Source organism: Argonema galeatum A003/A1, assembly GCF_023333595.1.
Lineage (GTDB): Bacteria > Cyanobacteriota > Cyanobacteriia > Cyanobacteriales > Aerosakkonemataceae > Argonema > Argonema galeatum.
Genome location: NZ_JAIQZM010000006.1, coordinates 128,153 through 149,601 on the forward strand (window position 1 = coordinate 128,153; position 21,449 = coordinate 149,601).

16 protein-coding genes are annotated in these 21,449 nt (G+C 43.1%); 7 read left to right on the forward strand and 9 right to left on the reverse strand.

The window, feature by feature from the left end:
- Positions 1-369: 369 nt before the first annotated feature.
- The gene (locus tag LAY41_RS09095) at positions 370-741 is read left to right on the forward strand and encodes a hypothetical protein (RefSeq protein ID WP_249096681.1); all 372 of its coding nucleotides are present in this window, start codon (positions 370-372) and stop codon (positions 739-741) included.
- Between the two features lie 6 nt (positions 742-747).
- On the opposite strand, the gene LAY41_RS09100 is transcribed toward LAY41_RS09095, so the two are convergent.
- The gene (locus LAY41_RS09100; protein WP_249096684.1) at positions 748-1,620 is read right to left on the reverse strand and encodes an S-methyl-5'-thioadenosine phosphorylase; all 873 of its coding nucleotides are present in this window, start codon (positions 1,618-1,620) and stop codon (positions 748-750) included.
- Between the two features lie 210 nt (positions 1,621-1,830).
- Here LAY41_RS09100 and LAY41_RS09105 point away from each other — a divergent pair, with 210 nt between their 5' ends.
- Positions 1,831-2,037 carry a hypothetical protein gene (locus LAY41_RS09105; protein WP_338022961.1) on the forward strand — a complete coding sequence of 69 codons (207 nt, stop codon included), beginning with the start codon at positions 1,831-1,833 and terminating at the stop codon, positions 2,035-2,037.
- A 582-nt stretch (positions 2,038-2,619) separates the two neighbouring features.
- On the opposite strand, the gene LAY41_RS09110 is transcribed toward LAY41_RS09105, so the two are convergent.
- Positions 2,620-3,897: a valine--pyruvate transaminase gene (locus LAY41_RS09110; RefSeq protein ID WP_249096685.1), complete on the reverse strand. Its 1,278-nt coding sequence runs from the start codon at positions 3,895-3,897 to the stop codon at positions 2,620-2,622.
- 560 nt (positions 3,898-4,457) lie between these two features.
- Between LAY41_RS09110 and glgP the strand changes: the two genes are divergently transcribed.
- Both glgP and LAY41_RS09120 read left to right on the forward strand, forming a co-directional pair.
- Entirely contained in the window at positions 4,458-6,671 is a 2,214-nt protein-coding gene (gene glgP, locus LAY41_RS09115; protein ID WP_249096688.1) for an alpha-glucan family phosphorylase, read from the forward strand.
- A 98-nt stretch (positions 6,672-6,769) separates the two neighbouring features.
- Positions 6,770-11,821 (forward strand): DUF3883 domain-containing protein, encoded by a 5,052-nt coding sequence (locus tag LAY41_RS09120; protein ID WP_249096692.1) that lies wholly within the window; start codon positions 6,770-6,772, stop codon positions 11,819-11,821.
- 171 nt (positions 11,822-11,992) lie between these two features.
- Here LAY41_RS09120 and LAY41_RS09125 read toward each other — a convergent pair whose 3' ends face one another.
- Entirely contained in the window at positions 11,993-13,105 is a 1,113-nt protein-coding gene (locus LAY41_RS09125; protein ID WP_249096696.1) for a class I SAM-dependent methyltransferase, read from the reverse strand.
- Between the two features lie 316 nt (positions 13,106-13,421).
- Here LAY41_RS09125 and LAY41_RS09130 point away from each other — a divergent pair, with 316 nt between their 5' ends.
- Positions 13,422-14,078: a Uma2 family endonuclease gene (locus LAY41_RS09130; RefSeq protein ID WP_249096703.1), complete on the forward strand. Its 657-nt coding sequence runs from the start codon at positions 13,422-13,424 to the stop codon at positions 14,076-14,078.
- Between the two features lie 34 nt (positions 14,079-14,112).
- On the opposite strand, the gene LAY41_RS32955 is transcribed toward LAY41_RS09130, so the two are convergent.
- The gene (locus LAY41_RS32955; protein WP_249096706.1) at positions 14,113-14,319 is read right to left on the reverse strand and encodes a hypothetical protein; all 207 of its coding nucleotides are present in this window, start codon (positions 14,317-14,319) and stop codon (positions 14,113-14,115) included.
- Between the two features lie 33 nt (positions 14,320-14,352).
- On the opposite strand from LAY41_RS32955, the gene LAY41_RS09140 reads away from it, so the two are divergent.
- Positions 14,353-15,195 carry a Tab2/Atab2 family RNA-binding protein gene (locus LAY41_RS09140; protein ID WP_249096709.1) on the forward strand — a complete coding sequence of 281 codons (843 nt, stop codon included), beginning with the start codon at positions 14,353-14,355 and terminating at the stop codon, positions 15,193-15,195.
- A 111-nt stretch (positions 15,196-15,306) separates the two neighbouring features.
- On the forward strand, positions 15,307-15,870 hold the full coding sequence (gene rimM / locus LAY41_RS09145; RefSeq protein ID WP_249096712.1) for a ribosome maturation factor RimM: 564 nt from the start codon (positions 15,307-15,309) through the stop codon (positions 15,868-15,870).
- Positions 15,871-16,022: 152 nt separating this feature from the next.
- Here rimM and LAY41_RS09150 read toward each other — a convergent pair whose 3' ends face one another.
- The 5 genes from LAY41_RS09150 to LAY41_RS09170 all read right to left on the reverse strand — a co-directional run bounded on the left by LAY41_RS09150 (position 16,023) and on the right by LAY41_RS09170 (position 21,186).
- On the reverse strand, positions 16,023-16,334 hold the full coding sequence (locus LAY41_RS09150) for a type II toxin-antitoxin system RelE/ParE family toxin (RefSeq protein WP_249096713.1): 312 nt from the start codon (positions 16,332-16,334) through the stop codon (positions 16,023-16,025).
- Complete coding sequence (locus LAY41_RS09155) at positions 16,327-16,590, reverse strand: type II toxin-antitoxin system ParD family antitoxin (RefSeq protein ID WP_249096715.1); 264 nt, start codon at positions 16,588-16,590, stop codon at positions 16,327-16,329. The genes LAY41_RS09150 and LAY41_RS09155 overlap by 8 nt, the downstream gene beginning before the upstream one ends.
- A 280-nt stretch (positions 16,591-16,870) precedes the next feature.
- Positions 16,871-18,289 (reverse strand): sensor histidine kinase, encoded by a 1,419-nt coding sequence (locus LAY41_RS09160; RefSeq protein WP_249096717.1) that lies wholly within the window; start codon positions 18,287-18,289, stop codon positions 16,871-16,873.
- Positions 18,290-18,422: 133 nt separating this feature from the next.
- The gene (locus tag LAY41_RS09165; protein WP_249096720.1) at positions 18,423-19,790 is read right to left on the reverse strand and encodes an ATP-binding protein; all 1,368 of its coding nucleotides are present in this window, start codon (positions 19,788-19,790) and stop codon (positions 18,423-18,425) included.
- A 346-nt stretch (positions 19,791-20,136) separates the two neighbouring features.
- On the reverse strand, positions 20,137-21,186 hold the full coding sequence (locus tag LAY41_RS09170) for a GGDEF domain-containing protein (RefSeq protein ID WP_249096724.1): 1,050 nt from the start codon (positions 21,184-21,186) through the stop codon (positions 20,137-20,139).
- Between the last annotated feature and the right edge of the window lie 263 nt (positions 21,187-21,449).

Below are 21,449 nucleotides of genomic sequence, written 5' to 3' on the forward strand. Positions count from 1 at the left end.
CGTATTTTTGCAAGAAGTCTATTAGCCATTATTCATTAGACATCTCCAGAAATTAAAGGTGCTAATTCTAGAACCCTTGTAGAGACGTTGCATGCAACGTCTCTACATTCTTTTTTGGAGATGTCTATTAGTCAGAGCGTCAAATTGTCTGTTGTCATCGTTGGTTAAATTTTTACCGCCGATGTAGGCAGATAAACGCAGATAAACGCAGATAAGAATAAGAACAGGAATTTTTTAGGTTACCGATGCGTAAGGACTTGATATCATTAGTGACAACTATAGCCACAGTCAGATATGTTCCTTGTACCCAAACTGTGTTTGATTCCTCTGAGAAACGCTATATTGGGGTTGTCGGATTGAGGAACTGCCATGAATTCAAGGTTGATTGCGATCGCAACAAGTAGTACCCTTCTGCTTGGTTACGCTGCCGCTGCCTTTGCCGAAGAGCCCTACAAAACTAGCAGCAATCAGGTGATAGTGCCGGGACTGCAACCGCGACAGACATATTCAGTTCAGACGACCTCTAATAACGGTCGGGAGGACTTGATGTTTGTGAGCAGCAATGCCTGCGGTGAAGCTATAATTTATAATTCGACAAATTATCAGCGTGTCACCATAAACAACCAAACCATCAGACCTTTCACTCTCTCAACTAAGGGTCAACCATACTGCAATCCGCAGCAGATTCCTACGAGTCCTACAGGGCAACCATCCAACAACCGACCACCTGCCAACAGATAAATCTCTTTACAAATATTTTTTCAATAACAATCCTAATTTTTCTTTTGTAGCCGCCGAAACCTTATCCAGGGGAGTAAGAATGGCATACTTTAAGGCTGAGTGTGCGTCCGACACAGGCGGATTTTCGACCAGACGCCGCACAGTTTCTTGGATGACTTTTTGGGCATTTATCGCATTGCGTTGCAGATTGGCAACCACCATTTCTACAGTAACGCCGTCATGGTCTGGATGCCAACAATCATAATCTGTTGCTAGCGCTAACGTTGCATAGGCGATTTCCGCTTCCCTCGCTAACTTCGCTTCTGGCAAATTCGTCATACCAATGACTGTTGCACCCCAACTGCGGTAAAGATGGGACTCTGCTTTAGTGGAAAATGCTGGCCCTTCCATACAAACATAGGTGCCGCCACGGTGCAGGGTGACGTCTGGTAATTCCAGACTGGCAACTGCATCTGCTAAAACCGCCGCTAGATTTTTACACACTGGGTCGCCAAAAGCAATGTGCGCTACAATTCCTGACCCGAAAAAGGTGGATACTCGATTTTTGGTGCGATCGATAAACTGATCCGGGACTACCATATCTAGAGGTTTAACTTCCTCTTTGAGAGAACCAACAGCTGAAGCTGAGATTAAATACTCGACGCCCAACTGCTTCATCGCATGGATATTAGCTCGGAATGGTAGTTCAGAGGGCAAAAGAGTATGATTGCGATCGTGACGCGCCAGGAAGGCAACCTGCGTCCCCTCCAGCGTTCCTAGAATTAAAGCATCGGACGGAGACCCAAAAGGCGTCTCAATTTGCACTTCTTCCACATCCTTGAGGGCCTCCATTTTATAAAGGCCGCTACCGCCAATAATCCCAATCTTCGCTTGAGCCATGTTAATAACCTTAGATATTGTTGCAATCCCAGCTATTTTACTGGCAAATGAGTTATCATTATGAAAGTAAGTTAATTTTGTCAGTGACCTGTATCACTCCCTTGGTAGGTACAGTTTCACAATCATTCTATAATTAGATCACCAAGTAATGTTAGAAAATGTCTGATACTGGGAACACTGAGTCAAGTTGGATACACAAGTTTTCATACGATGATGTCACTTCAAGCTAATTTATCTAAAGTCCAAGTAGAACAGGTCATCGAGCGGATTTTGGCCCTTCGCCAAATCAGTAGAGCTGACCAACATCTATTGATGTCAGCATTGTTATCTCAAAATTCACTTAGCGACATAGATGAGAGCCAAATCAAACGAGTATTTGACGCTCTGCAAAAGGGAATGCTCAGAGTGGTGGATTAAAAGATATGTCTCAATCCTTTAGCCGAAGCAGAAGTCAATCTCAGAGATTGGCTTCTATTGTTTTGGGAATAAGCGATCGCACTTCCACGTCGGCTACATTTAGGTAGAGCGATTATTTTATCATCCATCATGTACGCCATTGTTTGAGTGATAGTAAGATAAATTTACATTATTCACAAGAGGTCGCTGTCATAGTATTTTGGCGTCTTCTGGAATTATTATGCTAATGTTTATATTGAATATTTTTGTAGGTACACGGCATTATAAATATGTCTATTGTAGCATAATTTTAATTATGCCCTGTCCAAAGCAGCATTTCCAAGGAGCGCAGGGTGGTTTCATATAGTGAGAGAAAATTCAGAAGACCTCTCAAGTCGTACCCTTTATTTTGGTTCGTCACTTATGACGAACTAAAATATCGAAACCTAGACAATTTTCTCTTTTTGTATGAAACCACCCTGCCGTAGACGGTTCCACTGGGTGCTGTCATAAGTAGTTGGTTGGTACAAAGAGTCTTCCTTGTCCTCCTTGTCCCCCCTATCACCAACTGTTTTTGACCACACCCGGTTCTACTCTCCCCCCTTAAGCACTCACAACTGAATACACCTGCTGCACCACCTTTGCCAAACGCTGCATCCCAGCAACAATTTCCTCGTCGGTGGCGGTGAGACTGATGCGGATACACTCATTTTTGTGCGACCAATCTTCGCGCAAACCGGGGAAGAAAGAACTACCAGGTACAACAATTACACCCACTTTCTTTAACTCCTGATATAGTTCCCAATCAGTTATCGGTAAATCTTTTAACCACAACCAGGCAAAAATTGCTCCTTCGCCGCGATGCAGGAACCACGGCAAATCTTTGGGCATTGCTTGTTCTATGGTGCTTTCTACTACATCGAACTTTTTCTGATAGTAGGGACGAATCACTTGGGTAGCGATGTCGGCTAGTCTACCGCTGGCGATCGCACGAGTGGCGATCGCCTGTCCATACCGAGATGAATGGATACACATATTCGTTTGGAATGACTCCAGCACCTGAATTACCTGTTCATCTCCGATCGCAATCCCAATCCGTTCCCCTGGTAAGCCAGCCTTCGATAAACTCATGCAGTGGACAACATTATTCCCAAATATCGGCGTCATTTCCGTAAAGTTCAACGCCGGGAAGGGAGGCCCATACGCAGAATCAATTAATACCGGCACATTGTAAGGCGCAGCCAAAGCCTCTATTTTGCGTACTTCATCATCGGTGAGGACATTTCCCGTAGGATTGCAGGGACGGGAGAATAAAACGCAACCAGTACTTTCATTAATTTCGAGTTGGCTGAAATCGGGGCGGTATTTGAAACGATGGCTAGTCTCATCAATATCCAATTTAGGCTTGTAAGCTAATAACGCCTCCGGGACTAAAGTCACGCCGCCATAACCCGTGTAATCTGGACTTAAGGGCAGAACGATTTGCTTTAATTCGCCACTTGTGGTGTATCCGCCAAAGGCATTAGCAGCGTAGAAATAGAGACTTTGACTGCCTGGGGTAATCAGAATGTTGCGATTTGTGAGATTCAACCCATAGCGGCGATTAAAGTCGGTGACTACTGCATCAATTAATGGTTCATAACCCTGAGAATCACCGTAGCGACAAACTACTTTACCATAATCTGGACTATCGAGCAATTCTTTAGTGTAATCCCGCCACATCTGCTCAACTTCCGGCAAAATCACTGGATTTCCAGGACTTAAGTTAATAAATTCCTGCCCTTTGCCTGCTTGCAAAGTTTCTTTAATATCCTTCATAATCGCCCGCACGCCAGTTAAGCGGGACATTTGATTTCCAAATTGAGTCAGGGCAGGGTTCATAGGAGTTATAAGGGGCTAGGGGCGTCGGGACTTGCTACTGTGTTTCCCAAGTACATATAAACGATGCTAATCGATTAGGTTGCTAAAGTGCATAAGTTTTCGTAATTATGATTTTCCTTCTTGTCCCTTCTCCCTCTCCTGTTTGAGCAAAACTTCACAAACTGATAGGATTTTTCAGAAAGTGGGTTATAAAATTTGATATCGTGTCCGGTTGCATCGGTAGTGTAAGAGTGATACTGGAAATTGTCTGTTGTTATCGGGGGTTAAATTTTTACCGCAGATGAAGACAGATAAACGCAGATAAACGCAGATAAGAGAATAATTTTTTTGGGCAATCGATGCTACGGGACACGATCTGACTCAAAATAATACCCTAAAGAGTGCCAAAAAAACATTACTCAGTTTGAAAATCCTATAATGCTATATTTCAACCAGATGTGCGAAACATACAACTAACGAATAAGTTAATCGAGTCGCTCAGATTATTGAAGAGCTTTGAAGATGAGACGGCTCGATCGCATTTGGTTCGACGCGCACGAGAATGAAGAGAATCCTAAACTATGCCGAATGACCGTTCTATGAACCCGATTGAGAAGTTGCGTGACAAGTTACCGTTCCCCCTAAAGCGATTGGCAGACATTGCTTACAATTACTGGTGGAGTTGGACGGGCGATCGCTTGTCGCTGTTTGGCAACATCGATCCCGAAAAATGGCACGAGTCTAAGCACAACCCGGTTGCGTTGCTAGAATCTATCAGCTACGTGCGATTGACGCAGCTAGCGAATGACCCAGTTTACATCAAGCGGGTGAAGGCACTAGCCGAACAGTTCGATCGCTACATGACGGAAAAAGACACCTGGGCCGATCGCGTTGCGCCCGAAATTACTCGCGAAAACCCAGTCGCCTACTTTTGCGCCGAATTTGGCATCCACGAATCATTGCCCATATATTCAGGCGGTTTGGGGATTTTAGCGGGAGATCACCTCAAATCGGCTTCGGATTTGGGCGTGCCTTTAGTTGGTGTGGGATTGCTGTACCGTCAGGGTTACTTCCATCAAAGCTTGAATAGCCAAGGTTGGCAAGAAGAACATTACGACGACAATTCGTTTGAGGAAATGCCGATCGAGCTGTTGAAAAACGATCGCGGGGAACCAATCGCGGTTAGTCTGGAAATTCGGCAGCGGATGGTCAAAGTGCAAGTCTGGTTAGCACGGATCGGTCGTGTTAATCTTTACTTGCTGGATACCGATCGCGAAGACAATGACCCGATCGATCGCTGGTTGACGGGACACCTGTATGGCGGCAACCAAGACACGCGCATTGCCCAAGAAGTTGTGCTGGGAATCGGCGGCGTACAAGCCTTAACAGCATTGGGAATTAAGCCTTCTGTTTTGCACATGAATGAAAGCCACGCGGCTTTCTGCACGCTGGAAATTGCGCGTTTGGAAATTCAAAGCACCGGCAAGTCTTTTTACGATGTAGAGGCTTCTGTACGCGATCGCAGCGTCTTCACCACTCACACCCCAGTTCCCGCCGGACACGATGCCTTTTCTCCCGATTTGATGGACTCCTACTTCGCCCACTATTGGCCGCAACTAGGCTTGGAACGCGATCAGTTCTTGGCTTTAGGAGCTCGTCGTCTGGGCGATCCCTGGGAACCTTTCGGCATGACTGTTTTGGCACTGCGGATGTGTCGCGCTGCTAACGGTGTCAGCAAACTCCACGGCGAAATTTCTCGCAAAATGTGGAATATTCTCTATCCTAACAAAGTTGAAAATAAAGTTCCGATCGGTCATATTACCAATGGCGTCCACGCCCGCACTTGGACAGCGCCTCTGATGGCAGACTTGTATGCTGACTACTTAGGCGAAGATTGGTCAACTCGTGCGGCAGACTCTAAGATGTGGGCGAAAGTAGACGCAATTCCCGATGAAGAGATGTGGTGGCGACACCAAGCGCTAAAAGAACGTTTGATTGCCCATACCGGCGATCGCATTAAACTAGCACGAGAACGGCTGGAGGAAGAACCCGATTTTGTCGAGATAGCGGACTCGCTGCTAGACCCAAAAGTCTTGACTCTAGGCTTTGCGCGACGTTTCAGCCTCTACCAGCGCGGTAATCTAATTTTACGCGATGCCCAACGAGCTTTGAAGATTTTTGGCAACGCGGAACGACCTGTACAAATTATCTTCGCAGGTAAAGCTCACCCAGCAGACGAACAAGGTAAGCGAATTATTCAGCAGTTGATGGAGTGGTGCAAACATCCCGCAATTCGCGATCGCGTCGCCTTTATCGAAAATTACGATATCTACACTGCACAGAAACTCGTGCAAGGTGTGGATGTCTGGTTAAATAACCCCCGTCGTCCCCTAGAAGCTTCAGGTACAAGCGGTCAAAAGGTCTGCTTTAACGGCGGTATCAATTGCAGCGTCTTGGACGGTTGGTGGTGCGAAGGCTATATTGCCGATGCTAATGGAAAAGGGATTAATGGTTGGGCAATTGGCGAAGATGTTAACACCAGCGATCGAGAATTGCAGGATCGAATTGATTCTGAATCTCTCTATCGGTTACTGGAAGACGAAATCGTTCCCCTCTACTATAACCAAGATAAAAACGGGATTCCTCACGGTTGGATTAAGATGATGAAGGCGTCAATTAAAACAAACTCGCCTGCATTTAATACCGATCGCATGATCGCTGACTATGTAACTCAAATTTACGCACCAGAAAGTGCAGCTAAACTTGAGCCAATTCTAGCCAGCGCCAGCGCCTAAATTCTGGTTATTGCGATCTAAGCCCCCCTTAAAAAGGGGGGTTTGGGGGGATCTCTAAATAAGTCCTGTACTTGACAAATTATTAGATAAGAACATCAATGACTCAAAGCGACAGTCCACTTGGGGGTAAATCTTTCTACCAATCCGAAACCCTCATATCCCGCCTCAGAAGTATAATCCGAGATTACCCCGAAGGTGTTGGCATCATCAAAGAATTAATCCAAAACGCTGATGACGCTAGAGCGACAAAGGTAGAGATTACTCTGGATTGGCGTACTCATCAGGCAAAGAGATTACCAGGCGATCGCATGGTGCAGTTGATGGGACCTGCAATGCTAGTTTACAACGATCGCGTTTTCACAGACAAAGATTTTGATAGCATCCGCAGCATCGGACAAAGCGAGAAAGCGCAAGATTTACAAAAAACAGGTAGATTTGGCGTAGGCTTCAATGCAGTTTATCATGTCACAGACTATCCTAGTTTCATTTCACGCAGTAGCCTAATCTTTTTCGATCCTCACGGTTCTGCTATTCCAGGCACATCAAAACAAGAACCAGGACGGGAGTGGAATTTTGCCGACGCCGGATGGTACGAAAAATATCCCGATTTTATGAAAGTCTATGAGGCGGGAGGATTGCCATTTGGAATCGAAAACTTTCAAGGAACTCTCTTTCGCTTACCTTTAAGGACAGAAGAACACGCCAAGCATAGCGAGATTCGCAAACAAGCTTTTAGCGAAAATAACGTCAGAGAACTACTTCAAGAACTTATCCAGTCGGGTGAAGAACTGCTGCTATTCCTCAAATCAGTTCAGTCAATTCGATTTTATGAAATTCCGGCCAATAGCGACGGAACAAGGCAAGAAATTCTCGCCATCCTCACAAAAAATCAGGAAGAAGTAGGGTCAGCACGTCAAAAAATCCTTAATGCGCTTCCAGATGACCCAGAAACCCTCATAAAATTATGCCGAAATAATCCAACCGCTCTAGTTTCTACTTCTTATCTCCACCAAATCGAAACAATCAGCCAGAAACGAACTACAAACTCAATCTGGAGAGTAGGTGGAATAATTCGCATTGACGAAGGAAATGAACTGGCGCAAGTAATAGAAGCAATGCACAAAAGCCAAGAAAAAGTTGTGCCTTGGACTGGTGCTGCCGCCAGAATTAGTGCTGATAGTACAGATGGGAATTCTCAGCCAGTCAAAGGCAAAGTTTACTGTTTTTTACCTTTGCCAATCGAGCTAAATTTACCTATTCATATTAATGGCTTTTTCAACCTAAATAGTTCGCGAGATAACCTGAGTAGCGATAGCGGACAAACAGGTAAAGATCGTCCCAGATCAATTTGGAATCAGTTGCTTGTCCGCCATGTTTTATCTCATGCTTATGCAAATTTAATTGTCGATCTAGTAGAAGACATAGGTAAGGATAAGCCAGAGGAATTTTACCAATTTTGGCCTGTCAGCAAAATAACTATCAGCAAAGCTTTAGAAGAACTGCATCGTTATGTTATTCAGATATTGTATCAAAAGCCAGTTGTTTTATCGGCAGCAAACAAATCTTGGATAACTCCCACTCAAGTCAAATTTATTCCTACTAAAAAGTGGTGGGAAGACTTAGTGGAACCCCTGAGCGCAGATAAAATTGATATTCCACAACCGCAGTTGCCAGAGTCGATTTTGTCAGCTTTTAAAGATGCTGGCTGTCAGATAGAGACATTTACCCCAGCCAAATTGCGTCAGCATTTAGCTGAGAATAAACCCCTGGGTGTTGGTTTGCAAAATGCGCCAAAAGCAAGCCTACGCAATCGGCTATGGATTGTTAATATGCTCCGTTATTGTATAAGTGACGATTGCAGGGATTTGCGCGGGTTGCCGTTAGCAATTCTTGCTAATGAAACTTTGCAAGTATTCGGTTATAATCCGATCGGAACTATTTATATTGGAGATAATGAAACAAGGCAGATATTTGTTAATAATCCTGAATGGTTCCTGCATCTAAATTTATATAATCAAGTCTCTCTACATAATCGAGTTGGCGTGACAAACATGAAGGAAATCGAAGTCGCCAAAAAACTGGTTAATGTAATAGGTACAACGCAATCAGTAGGACATCCTTGGCAACCTGATGCACCAAATCCTCCAAATGCCAACTGGCTAACTCAAGTTTATCTTTACTTTGCTAAATTGAATCTGCCACTAGAAGAATTAAAGACAGTTTCACTGGTTCCGGGAAATGATGGTAAACTTTACAAAGGGGGATTTGATAGCACTCCTTTGTGGTGCGATTCTGATATTGATTGTGAAACCATTGCAGCAGTAAAATATTTTGGTGTGAATATTGTCAAAGCACCAGCTAATCTGGAGGGTGCGATATCAAAATTCGTCAAACAACATCCAGACAAGTTAATTTTATCTCTTACAGGCTCGACTGTTATAGATTATGTTTATTCACGTTATGGACAAGGTTTGCCACCTTATGACCAAAAACATTATACCTCTCTCCTCAATTTCCTGGCAAATCGTCTGAAAATTACGGATACATTCTATAACCAAGATAGGCAGAATAAGCTACGTTGTTTACCGATTTACCCGACAAGTTCAAACGAACTTGTCACCCTGAATGATGAAAATGTGTATATTCCGAGTGATGGATACGAACCACCGGAAATTGCAGGCACTTTAAGGCTTTTAAGATTAGGAGAAACCAATAAAGAATGGTTGCCACTATTCCAGATGCTACAAGTTCCGGTACTCAATCGCGCTAGGCTGATTCGCGATTGCTTGCTAGACGAATATGCCTCACTTGCGCCTGATGAACAATTAATTGCACTAGCATGGATTCGAGATAATTTGAGCGACGCTGGAAAAGAACTAGCGAAGGAAGGAGACAATAGTACTGCACTCAAGCAGGAAATAAAGAATGCACGTCTGGTGCGCTGTACCGATGGTCGATTGCGTGCAATTTCCCAAGTATATAGTCCTGAAAGTGATGTAGTCCGCCAGATTCTCTTAAATAAGGCAGCTATCCCAGATATGGTTTTTTACTCACAGGATGCTGCACTTTGGCACAAGTTTTTCTGCGATTTTGGAATGCGTCAAACTCCCAGCGCCGATGATTTGTTAGCTTGTGTCGATAATTTAATCCAAACAGCAAATCGCTTTGGGGTAGATGCGATCGCAGATTCCTGTATGGCTGTTTTTAATTATATAGTGGATAATTGGGAAGAGCTAAAATCTGTTAAAATAACTAATAGTAATAACTCTCTACCTGAAGCACTAAAAGATAAACCCTGGTTGACTGTTGAGCGAAATCAAGAGAAACTCAGGCAATATGCTGGTGCGATCGGACCCGAACCAAGGCTATATCGCGCTAAGGATGTATGTTTCATTCAAGATGCTCATTTAGTTGCTAGCCAAAAACCTATATTTGCTCGGAGTCAGGGGGAGTTACTGAAGATAGAAATCAGGAAAGCACTTGGTTTTTATCCGGTAGAGCCAAATATGGTTTTGGCTCACTTTGACACAATAATCAAGATTTGGGAAAATCAGGATGAAAGCAATAATTTACCATCATTGAAAGCCATCTATAATTATCTTTATGATACTTTTGTAGAAAGTCGTATTACTGATGAAGAAAAGCGCCGAATTAAAGAGCGTTTTCAGAACCGCCAATGTCTTTGGGATGAGTCTACAGGCAAGTTTTGGAAACCAAGATACGCCTTTCAGGATGATGTACCTTTTTTTGGCAGTCGGCGCGTCAATATACCGTTTTCCCATCGTATAGGGGAAGTTTATCAGCTTTTAGGTCAAAGGCGATCGCCTAATGTAGAAGATTACTTAGACTTTCTGCAAGAATTAGCTTCAGAATACAACAACAAACCCTTAAATGAAGCAGACAAAACCTTTGCACTCCTAGTATTACACCGCCTAGAATCCCAACTATCTTTAGAGGGTGGCGCTATTAAAAATTTACCTGTGCTAACTGATAACAATCAATTGCGATATGCCAAAGAAGTTTTTATACCCGATGCACCTTGGCGTAAAGATTATATTGATGGTAACCGTATATTACACTCTCTAGTTTCTGCAAAACTTGCTAAATCTGCTGGTAGCCTCTCTTTACTAAGAGATGTAATTGAACGTCCTATTGAAGTAAAACCTGCCATTGGGACAAAGGCCAATGAGTGGTGTCAAGAATGGCAAAAAACATTAAATTCTCCAGAATTTATCTCAGGGGTGAAACGCCTTATTTATCATCAATACGACTCGGAACCAATTCTAGATATAATTTGGCTAACGAGGGTCAACGTGCAACCGGCAAGTCAAATTAATGTGGATTTATTTTTGAAGGATGAAACTAGGATTGCATCGGCGATACCAGGTACTTACTACTTTGATGAATTTGATAAAATATTGTATATAATCTCTAGTGGTAGCAGATATATAATGCTCTGCTATCTAGCTGAAAGTCTCAACAATCAACTCGGACAGTATGCAGTACAAAATCTGCTTCCGATAGCCAGTATTGTGGATGCAGAACCCAAAAATATTCGGAGTTTACTAAACGAGTTGCGAATTAGGTCTTTACCTGGTGATATGGAACCTACTTCGGTCGATGGGGATAAATTTGGAGAAGATTGGGGTAGACGTTTTTATGAATGGCTTGGCTACACGACTATTTCAAAACAACAGGATACAGAAGGATTTATTTTTGTTTGTAGTGGCTTAACTCTACCAGAAATTCAAACTAGAGTCAAAGCTATAAATTCCAACTCTCATACAATCCGCTTAAAGAGAAACGAATGGTCAAAAATGATGGCATTAGGTCAAAAACATGAGCTACTCATAGTCACCTATCAAGGTGATATTGTTGAGGCAATAATTCAAATTAGTGAGGTTTGGCAGACTTTAAGTTATGCTGAATCTCAACTAGGGAATAAATCGAATAATTCAGGAGATTTACGCGCTCAAAAAGTTGAAATTATCATTGAATTCGCTTCAGATTCTGAGGCGGAAGGTAATGAGCTAATCCTGAACTGGCGGAGGTTAGTAGAATGTTTATCTCATGAAAAAATCAAAAAATATCGACCAACTCCTGCAATGGAAGTTGGTGAAAATGAGTTAGTAAAATTTGATCTAATTTAAGCAAAATGTAGGTTGAGTTGAGGAAGGAAACCCCAACACTAATTTACCCTCTTCAGAAGTTGGATTTTACTTTGTTCAACCAACCTACATACTATAATTTTAAATCAACCAGACAATAGGGAACAGGGAATAGGGGAAGAGAATCACCAATAACTAATCACCAATGACTACCTATTTGCGTTTCAGGAGTATCCATCTTAACTCCATTGGCGGATTTTGCGGCAGGGGAAATAAATCGCGACCCGTTGCCCAACTAACATACCAACTTGTGGGAGGCCATGCTTCTTTTGGTAGGTGATTTTGTTCGTATTCGATGGCAGATTCTTCGGATATCATTTCTAATGGCAAACCATCCATAGCTGATTTAAGTTCATCTCGCGAGATCAGATAACACCAAGATAGTTCTGACATTTGCCGCGCCAAGATATCTGGTTCGTAATCGTTTGCAGCCAAAAAAGCGCTGAATAAAAGCAATCCTCCAGTTTGCAGTCCATCGCACATTTTAGCTAGGAACAAACGCACTTGATCGATGTAGCGGAAGTGAGACAAAACTTCGGATGCGATCGCAAATTTATAGTAAGCTGGCTTCATCCGCAACAACGGATCTAAAACATCGCCTTGGATGACTTTGATCGTTAAATTTTCTGCTATAATAGATGCCGACAATTTTTCGGCAAAAATAGGCGTGAGTTCGATCGCATCAACCGGGTGACCTAACTTTGCCAATGGTATACTGTTGCGACCAGTTCCCGCACCCACATCTAAAATAGGTGTCCGCGCCGGGTCGCCTAATTGGGATAAAACTGCCATCACTTTCGCATCGGGATGACTGCCAAATAAAGGATCTTGCCTGGTTTCCGGCCAAGTTTTATATTTATCTGCTAGTGTTTCTACATGAACTTTGGTATTAATGGTAATGCCACCAGCTAAACCTTTATTTGCTTCCGCTGGTTGGTAGTTGACGATTAACCGCGCATGAGGTGAAAGCTTAAATCCATCCGATATACCTTTTTCGATTAACTGGCGCAAATTATTAATATGTTCTGGCGTCGGATTTTGTCCTAAAAGCTTTAGCAAGCCAGCAAGTAACTGTACATATTCTCCCACCATTGATGGTACACACGGGAAATAAAAATCTCCCTGAACGGCGGTCATAGTTTTTAGCTTTGTTGCTAAAGCTAATTTTAAAACTTGCGGGTCAGTTATCGTTTGGTTTTTATCAGTTGCATTGCTGACTGACAAAGTTGGCTGAGATTCTGCAACTGGTGGGTTTTCGGCAGGCATATTGATATCTTTGTTTGGCAGGACTGGAAATTAATATTTAGTTTATTGTACTCTTGCTAGGGGCAAAGTGAAACCCCATACTTATTGGCGATAAGTAGGTGGGTGTAAATAAACTGAACACCCAGAAACCCGGTTTCTCGAAGAAACCGGGTTTCTAAGGGCACGGCAGTTTTACGTTTAATTATGCCCGCCTACTTAGTTGTGCTATAATACAAAAGTAATAAAAATTCAATCGTCGTCTTTTCCGTCGGTGTGTTAACAAATAGCTGTAACGGTTGGATTGGCAAAACAAAAAATCTTAATTTACATTTGCTCTATGCTAAACTACGACGTTCAACGATATTGGCCTTCCACCGAAGAACTACCAGACTCGGATGATACTCCCGTGGATAATCAACTACAACATTTAATTTCCGCACTGTTAGAAGCAATACTAGCAATACTTTGGGCGGATAGAATGGATTGGTTTTTTGGCGTTGATATGGGGGTATACTATGATGGCGAAAAACCTCCCTATGTACCGGATGGATTTCTCAGTTTGGGAGTAGAAAGGATTATCGATGAAGATTTACGCCTAAGTTATGCAATTTGGGAAGAAAAACGAGTTCCGATTTTGATGCTGGAAGTGGTTTCCCAAACTTATCGAGGGGAATACAGCACCAAGATGCAAAACTATGCTGATTTGGGGGTGTTATTCTATGTTATTTATAATTCTGGACGGCGCAAAAAGCCACGGTTGGAAGTGCATCGCTTAGTTAATGGTAAATACGAATTGCAGTCGGGAAATCCAATTTGGTTACCGGAAATTGGGTTGGGAATTGGGAATGAAAGAGGAACTTATCAGGGTATAACACGAGAGTGGCTTTATTGGTATGACGATCGAGGACAACGCTTATTAACACCGGAAGAACGAATTCGCGTGTTGGCGGAAAGATTGCGTAGTCTCGGTATAGATCCAGAAACACTTGCTTGATTTTCCCTGCTTAGCGCGATATGCCTACGGCACGCTACGCGATCGCGTAGCGTCTTTGTTGCCTTGAAACCGGACAACGGACACTCTTCATCCCTACCGATCTGCGGCGGGTCTGGGTAACGATACCTACGGGACGGTAAAGGCGATCGCAAGGTTTGTGGCGAAAAAGATAACGACCTGCTTTACGGCGACCAAAGCAGTGATACAATTTGCGGTGGAGAAGGTAACGACAATTAGTCACTTCCCCGTTCCAATGACCAATGACCAATTACCAATGACCATTTGGCAAATTGATTTTTATCGTCGTCCGTTGCAGGATGAAGTCGGGAGTGCATTGTGGGAGTTATTGATTTGCGATCGATCGCGCAGCTTAACTCATAGCGCCTTCTGTCCCCAGTCAGAAGCCTCTCCCCATTGGATTGTTTGTCAGTTACTGATCGCAGCCGGATCGTATAATCATCTGCCAGATTTAATTCAAGTGTTTCGTCCCCAATCTTTAGGCTTAATTGAAGCGACTGGAAAGCAGCTGGGAATTCCGGTAGAAGCAACTCGCCGCACTTATGCTTTAAAGCAATGGTTGCAGGAAAGAGCTAAACAATACCCCAGCATGGAAGGTTACAGCGGCGAAGCTTACGCTCCCCTAGCGATCGAAAAACCACCCCCGATACCCCTACCAGAAAAATTTTGGGGAGAGCGCTGGCGATTTGCTACACTTAGTGCTGGCGATCTTCAAGAAACATTTACCGAGCGACTTGTTCCAATTCGGGAAATGCCAGAATTTCTCTTACCCATCAATCTCGGAATTCCATCAACAGTTGCAGTTCCCGGTGTGGTAATTGATGGTGGAAAGAGATCGATGCAAATAGCTCGCTGGATACAAGAATCGCACCCAGTATCTCTTAATTATATCTCAGGTACGCCAGATGGTTTAGTATTGGAAACTGGGCTGAACGACAGGTGGGTTGTCGCTACTTTTGCAGATGAGGAAGTTTCGGCGGCTGCACAGATGTACGAAGGACGCCTGCTGCTGAGTAAAAAACTGCATTTTTTGTTAGTTCAACCTGATGATTCGGGAATGACTTACAGTGGTTTTTGGCTGTTGGGAGCAGAGGATTGAGCTATCATCCCCTGATAGTCCTCCTCATGGTGGGCTCGTTCACTAATCTTTAGGTTGCTTTGCGATTAATTGATTTAATTAACTAATTCTAAACTATATTAGTATTAACGAATGACGAATGACAACTGGTTAGAAATTGGTACGATTGTGTCTGCTCAAGGACTAAAAGGTGAACTGCGAGTTTATCCAGATACTGACTTTCCAGAAAGGTTTGAGGAACCTGGTAAGCGTTGGTTGCTGCGACCGGGTGAAACTGAACCTAAACCGATAAAATTATTAGAGGGTCGGTATATTCCTAATAAAGGAATATATGTGGTGAAATTGGCTGGAATTAGCGATCGCACCCAAGCAGAGGAGTTACGCGGTTGCAAATTAATGGTTCCTCAAAGCGATCGCCCAACTTTAGAAGAAGACGAATTTCACGTCATAGACTTAATTGGTTTGGAAGTATTTAACCAATTAACTGGGGAATCTATTGGCGTCGTGGTAGATGTTGCTTCCGCTGGTAATGATTTGTTAATAGTTAATCCTCAGCTATCCACTAGCAATGAACCAGGAAAAAAGACCAAGGAAAAACAAATTTTGATTCCGTTTGTGAAAGCGATCGTACCTGTGGTAGATCTTGAAAATGGTAGAATTGAAATCACACCGCCGCCCGGTTTGTTGGAAATTTGAAACTCAGATCTTGCATAAGTAGAATTATACCCGCAATCAGTACATTGGGTTTGTCGCAATTTGTTAGCGATCGCCGCTTGAACCGTCCCAATCAACTTTCGTGTAGACAACAATAGAAGTATTTGCCTTGAAAAGCAGACTCCGTAAAGCCTTCAGGCAGGGTTGTCATTTTCTTCTAGAATCGCTTCAATATCTTGGGCTGAATGGATTACTCTAACAACTTCTATAAATTCATCATTCGCTCTGTAAAAAATGAAGTATTTCTTAAAGTCTTTAATTGCCCATTTTCTTAGCTCAGTCTTGTATATTTTGCCCATTCCAGGCATCAGAGCTAACTGAGCAAAAGTCTGTCTTGCCGAGTCAAAAAACCTCAATGCTATGTCGAAGTTATCTTCAGCAATGTAATCAAAAGCATTTTTAAGGTCGAGAGTTGCTTTCGGTTTGACAATAATTTTTCTAGTCATGCCCATTCCGCTTATTGAACTTATCAACAAGCTCAGTTTTCATTTGCTCCCACCATTCGTCATTTATTTCAATAGATTCACCACTGTTCAGACCTTCCAGCAGCATAGCATCGAGTTTTGCTTGGGCTACACGCTTCTGTTCTTCATGAATTAAATGCCGAAGATATTCACTCGTGGTACTGTAACCTCCTTCTTGTATCTGCTCTTGAATGAAGTCTTTCATCGTATCTGGCAGAGAGATGTTTAATGTAGTCATAGGTGATTTCCGACAGACTCATATTTAATATTGGCAAAATTTAACAATATTTGTCAAGTGCAACTTCAGCTCATCCAAATGCGGGGACACGGCATCATCAATATGTCGGTAATACCAAAATTTTAATTATAGCAACCGCCAAGACGGTTAGGGCAACTCCAACTCTTGCTTCTGGTTCATAATCCCTTACGGAGTAACCTTTTCCCTCTTCCCTCAACGCTCGCCCCTAGCAAGAAAGCCCCTAGTCCCTAGCTATATGCCGTGTCCGAGTGCGATCGCGCTAGACTAAAGGCAACATAATTTCAAACTCCGTGCCGCTGTCAACTTGCGATTCTCCTTCCGAGACGTTAAGCACATCCGCATCGCTTTGGGAATGCGATCGCATCACAAATTTTCCCCCATGTTTTGCAGTCACAATTCGATAACTAAGCGCCAAACTTGTTTCTTTTTCAGTACGTCTTTCGATGGAGAAAGATTCCAGAATCTGCTTTTGCGCGTTCTCAGATAAACCAGGCCCATTGTCCGCAATTTTAATCAAAACCCAGCGAGGTAATGGTTCACCTGTATTTGCCGCAGGTTCCAGGGAACAAACTTTGGTTGTGATTTCAATCCGAGGTTTGCGGCCTGGGTTCTGTCGGATTCCCCCCTGAAATTCTATCGCAAATTTTTGGTGAACCGCCTCATTGAGCAAGGAATGAACAGCATTAATGAGGATATTCATAAATACCTGATTTAATTGCCCAGCAAAACAAGGTACAGGCGGTAAATTTCCGTAATTTTTGACAATTTCGATTTCACTTGTCAGACGGCTTTTCAGCAGCAGCACGATACTATCTAGCAAAGAGTGCAAATCGGCTGGCTTCGGATAAACTTCATCAATATGGCAAAAGTTTTGCAGACTTATTACTAATTTTTTTAACCGTTCCGCTCCAGTTTTGATACTCTCGATCGCACGCGGTAAATCTTGTCGTAAAAAATCAAATTCAATATCTTCTTTTAGTTCGGCGATCTTGTTGGGGATCTGGGGCAGGTGGTTTTCGTAAGCAGAAACGATCTCCATCAAACTTTCGGTGTACATCGATACATGAGTTAAGTTCCCCCAAATAAAACCCACCGGGTCTAAAATTTCGTGTGCAACCCCATCCACTAAACGCCCCAAACTAGCCATTTTCTCACTTTGAATCATTTGGGCTTGGGCGCGTTCGTACCGTACCTGAGTTTCTATGCCTCGAATTTGCCAGTAGGCGATATGTAATTCATGAATATCTAACATTTGATAAATGTTGGGTTCGGTTTTGACTACAACGGGTTCTCCCAAAAGTTCGGGCGCTCGCCGCAGTGCGTGCTGAGCTGCCGCCAAAATCGGCATACTATCCGGCAGAACTAAAACGTCAGTGCGAGCATAGGTGTAGAGAATGTGCAGCGGTTTGTGCAAAAATAGTTCCAGTCTGTGAGGACGGATCAGGTATTCCAACAACCTCAGCCGCGAGAGCATCCCGGCAAATTTACCATGATCGACCAGGATAGCTCCAGGCAGTCGGGGATATTTCTCAAAAACGCGGGCAACTTCTATACCCAGGCAGTCGATTGGAACTTGAAAACTGTACAGTCGCAGTTCTCGGAGGGTTGATTCTATCGTGAGGTCTCGATCGCTGCCCTCGGACAAGTGCGGGGGAGAGACAATATTGTTGTTTGGCACGATGCTTCCGACCTATAACTATGCAGAAAACTGGATTTAGCTCCTCAAATAGCCTACCATTTCCACAAGTTTTGGTTCTATCCAAACAACACAGAGCAGTAGGTGAGCATTGCCCATCCACCCAGCCAATATTTCAACCCAGGGGCAGCAGGATCTCAAATTCTGTTCCAGTACTCTGTGGCGATTCTCCTAGCGCATCCGCGTCGAGGAGCGATCGCGATCGCAAATTCAATTTACCCCGGTGCTTTTCTGTCACGATTTGATGGCTGATCGCCAACCCCAGTCCCGTTCCCTTCCCAACAGGCTTAGTAGTAAAGAAAGTTTCAAAAATCCGCCCCTGAATTTCCAGCGGGATACCAAACCCGTTATCAGCAATGCGAACGGCTGCCCATGTATAATTATCAACTTCTATCACTTCAGTAGCAATTTCTATTTGCGGTCTCCATCCATAAGTAGGTTCTGCGTTCGATTCTTTCTTATCCATCAGTGCATCGATCGCATTACTAATAATATTCATGAATACCTGACTCAGCTGACCTGAGTAACAGGGTACTGGCGGCAGTTCGCCATATTTTTTCACCACTTCAATACTGTGTTTGACGCGGTTATGCAGAATTAACAGGGTACTTTCAAGGCATTCATGCAGATCGACTGCTTTTTTATTACTCTCTCCCATATGCGAGAAATTACGCAGACTATTAACTATCTTGACTAATCGCTCTGTCCCCATTTTCATGCTGTCAATCATTTGCAGCATATCTTCTTGTAAAAACTCAAATTCTATTTCTGCCTTAATTTCCTTCACTAGCGGCGGTTCTTTTGGAATTTCTCGATCGTAAGCTGAAATTAATTTAATCAGGTCTTGGCTGTAATTCGATAGGTATTCCAAATTTCCCGAAATAAAGTTAACTGGATTTATAACTTCGTGAGCGACTCCAGCCACCATCTGTCCCAAACTCGCCATCTTTTCGGTTTGCATCATCTGAGACTTGGTTTGTTCTTTCAGTAGCCGTGTTGTCAGTTCGTGAATGTGCGACTGGGCGATCAGTAATTGATGTACATCTAACAATTTATAAAATTTAGGCTCAATTTCAACTACAATCGGTTCGTAAAGTAGCTCCGGCGATCGCTGCAAAGACCGCCTAGCTGCCATCACAATTAAAGTATCGCTTGGAAAAATTAAAATATCGGTATGGGCCAATACATATAAACACTTAATCGGTCGCTTTAAAAACAGTTCCAGTCCGTAGGGGCGACTCATACACTCTAAAAATCGCCGTCTGGAAATCATTCCCGCAAACTGACCGAGGTCTGTCAAAACAACTCCTGGCAGCAGCGGGTTATCTTCTAACGCCTGTGCTACTTCACTGCCTGGGCGATCGCTTTCTATACTAAAATCATAGAGAGACAAGTTTTGGAGGGTTGAGTCCAAACTCAGCCCTTGGGTTTCTGATGAGTGCAGAACTGACATTTCGGGATATGACTGTTTTAAAGCAAACATAACGTTATGTCTCAATAAGTTTCTTTAGTTTGTATAACATGATTCATTATAATCTATTGTTTTTAGGTATGTTTTTTTTAAATCAAAACTTTAGATTTGGAAATTTTTAACCTGATAAAAACCTTATTTTAACTAAAGCTTAACCTAATTGCTGTAAATAAACCGCGCTGAATTGGTTACTTTTAAATATTGGGAATTACTGATAAGTAGGTGGGCATAATTAAACGTAAAACTGCCAGGCGCTTAGAAACCCGGTAACTCCTGCTTTCACCGGGTTTCTGGGAGTTCAGTAGCTTTGTAGGTTGGGTTGAGGCGCTCAACCCAACCCACAAAGAAATGGCTATAGCTAGAGAACGCTGACGCGATCGCGTCCCAACGCTTTGGTGCGATAAAGTGCCCGATCGGCTGCCGCGATCAAGCTTGCAGGCGTTAATTCCGAGTCAGGAACGATAGTAGCTACACCCAAACTTATGGTCACATAAGGTATAACGCAGGACTTGATATGAGGGATTTGTAGCGCTTTGACATTCATTCGGATTTGCTCTGCTAAGGTGACAGCACCAGCTGCTGAGGTGTTAGGCAAAATCACAGCAAATTCTTCGCCTCCATAACGCGCTACTAAATCTGCCGGTCGCTTTACAGAAGAACTAATTGCTTGCGCGACTTGCTCCAAACAAGCATCTCCTCCTAAATGGCCGTAGGTATCGTTATAGCTTTTGAAACAATCGATATCGCACATAATCAAAGAGAGCGGTAGTTGCTCGCGGCAAAGTTCGTGCCACTTGCTGTCCAGGTATTCGTCAAATCTACGACGGTTAGCAACTTTGGTCAAGCCGTCAGCAGTGGCGAGGAGCTGTAACTCCAGGTTAGCTTTCTCAAGCTGTTGATAAAGTTTACCAATTAGTTGAGATGCTAATTCGTGAATTTGCGATTGAGCGACAAGTAATTGATGGACATCTAACAATCTATAAACCTTTGGCTTTATTTCAACGACAATCGGTTCGTAAAGTAGTTCTGCCGATCGCTGCAAAGACCGACTAGCTGCCATCACAATTAAAGTATCGCTTGGGAAAATTAAAGTATCGGTATTGGCTAAAAGATATAAAGATTTAATCGGTCGCTTCAAAAAAAGTTCCAGTCCGTAGGGACGACTCATGTATTCCAAAAATCGCCGCCGAGAAATCATGCCCAAAAGCCGATTGCGTTCTGTCAAGATAACTCCAGGCAGCAGCGGATTATCTTGAAATGCCATAGCTACTTCGCCACCAGGTCGATCGCTTTCCACTGTAAAATTGTACAGCGACAACTCTTGCAGCGTTGACTGCAAACTGAGTTCCTTCGTCTGTAACGTAGCTAGAACTGATAAGTCGAAAGAGATCTGTTTCGCAACAAACATTAAGGAATTCCTCGGTCAGTTCTGGGAGTCTATATTGCGAGATGCTGAAAATACCCTGTAATACCACTACTACTTAATTTTTTATTTCTACACAGAGGCAGACGACGCGCAGGTGTTCCAGGCGCAGCGTAGGTATCTATTGCAGATTAATCCAGAAATTTTATACTACCCTATTCTAACTACTTGGAAAATCAAAATATACATAAAATAATATTTTCTAAAAAATTTAAATGCTCGGAATTTTTCTTAACTGTAAGTTAACT

Bases quoted from the DNA above. Each gene is read 5' to 3' on its own strand.
- LAY41_RS09140 (WP_249096709.1), top strand. From the start codon at position 14,353: ATGACCATTTGGCAAATTGATTTTTATCGTCGTCCGTTGCAGGATGAA.
- glgP (WP_249096688.1), top strand. From the start codon at position 4,458: ATGCCGAATGACCGTTCTATGAACCCGATTGAGAAGTTGCGTGACAAG.
- LAY41_RS09150 (WP_249096713.1), bottom strand. From the start codon at position 16,334: ATGACTAGAAAAATTATTGTCAAACCGAAAGCAACTCTCGACCTTAAA.
- LAY41_RS09170 (WP_249096724.1), bottom strand. From the start codon at position 21,186: ATGTTTGTTGCGAAACAGATCTCTTTCGACTTATCAGTTCTAGCTACG.
- LAY41_RS09165 (WP_249096720.1), bottom strand. From the start codon at position 19,790: ATGTTTGCTTTAAAACAGTCATATCCCGAAATGTCAGTTCTGCACTCA.
- LAY41_RS09105 (WP_338022961.1), top strand. From the start codon at position 1,831: ATGATGTCACTTCAAGCTAATTTATCTAAAGTCCAAGTAGAACAGGTC.
- LAY41_RS09125 (WP_249096696.1), bottom strand. From the start codon at position 13,105: ATGCCTGCCGAAAACCCACCAGTTGCAGAATCTCAGCCAACTTTGTCA.
- LAY41_RS09110 (WP_249096685.1), bottom strand. From the start codon at position 3,897: ATGAACCCTGCCCTGACTCAATTTGGAAATCAAATGTCCCGCTTAACT.
- LAY41_RS09120 (WP_249096692.1), top strand. From the start codon at position 6,770: ATGACTCAAAGCGACAGTCCACTTGGGGGTAAATCTTTCTACCAATCC.
- LAY41_RS09155 (WP_249096715.1), bottom strand. From the start codon at position 16,590: ATGACTACATTAAACATCTCTCTGCCAGATACGATGAAAGACTTCATT.
- rimM (WP_249096712.1), top strand. From the start codon at position 15,307: ATGACGAATGACAACTGGTTAGAAATTGGTACGATTGTGTCTGCTCAA.
- LAY41_RS09095 (WP_249096681.1), top strand. From the start codon at position 370: ATGAATTCAAGGTTGATTGCGATCGCAACAAGTAGTACCCTTCTGCTT.
- LAY41_RS09100 (WP_249096684.1), bottom strand. From the start codon at position 1,620: ATGGCTCAAGCGAAGATTGGGATTATTGGCGGTAGCGGCCTTTATAAA.
- LAY41_RS09130 (WP_249096703.1), top strand. From the start codon at position 13,422: ATGCTAAACTACGACGTTCAACGATATTGGCCTTCCACCGAAGAACTA.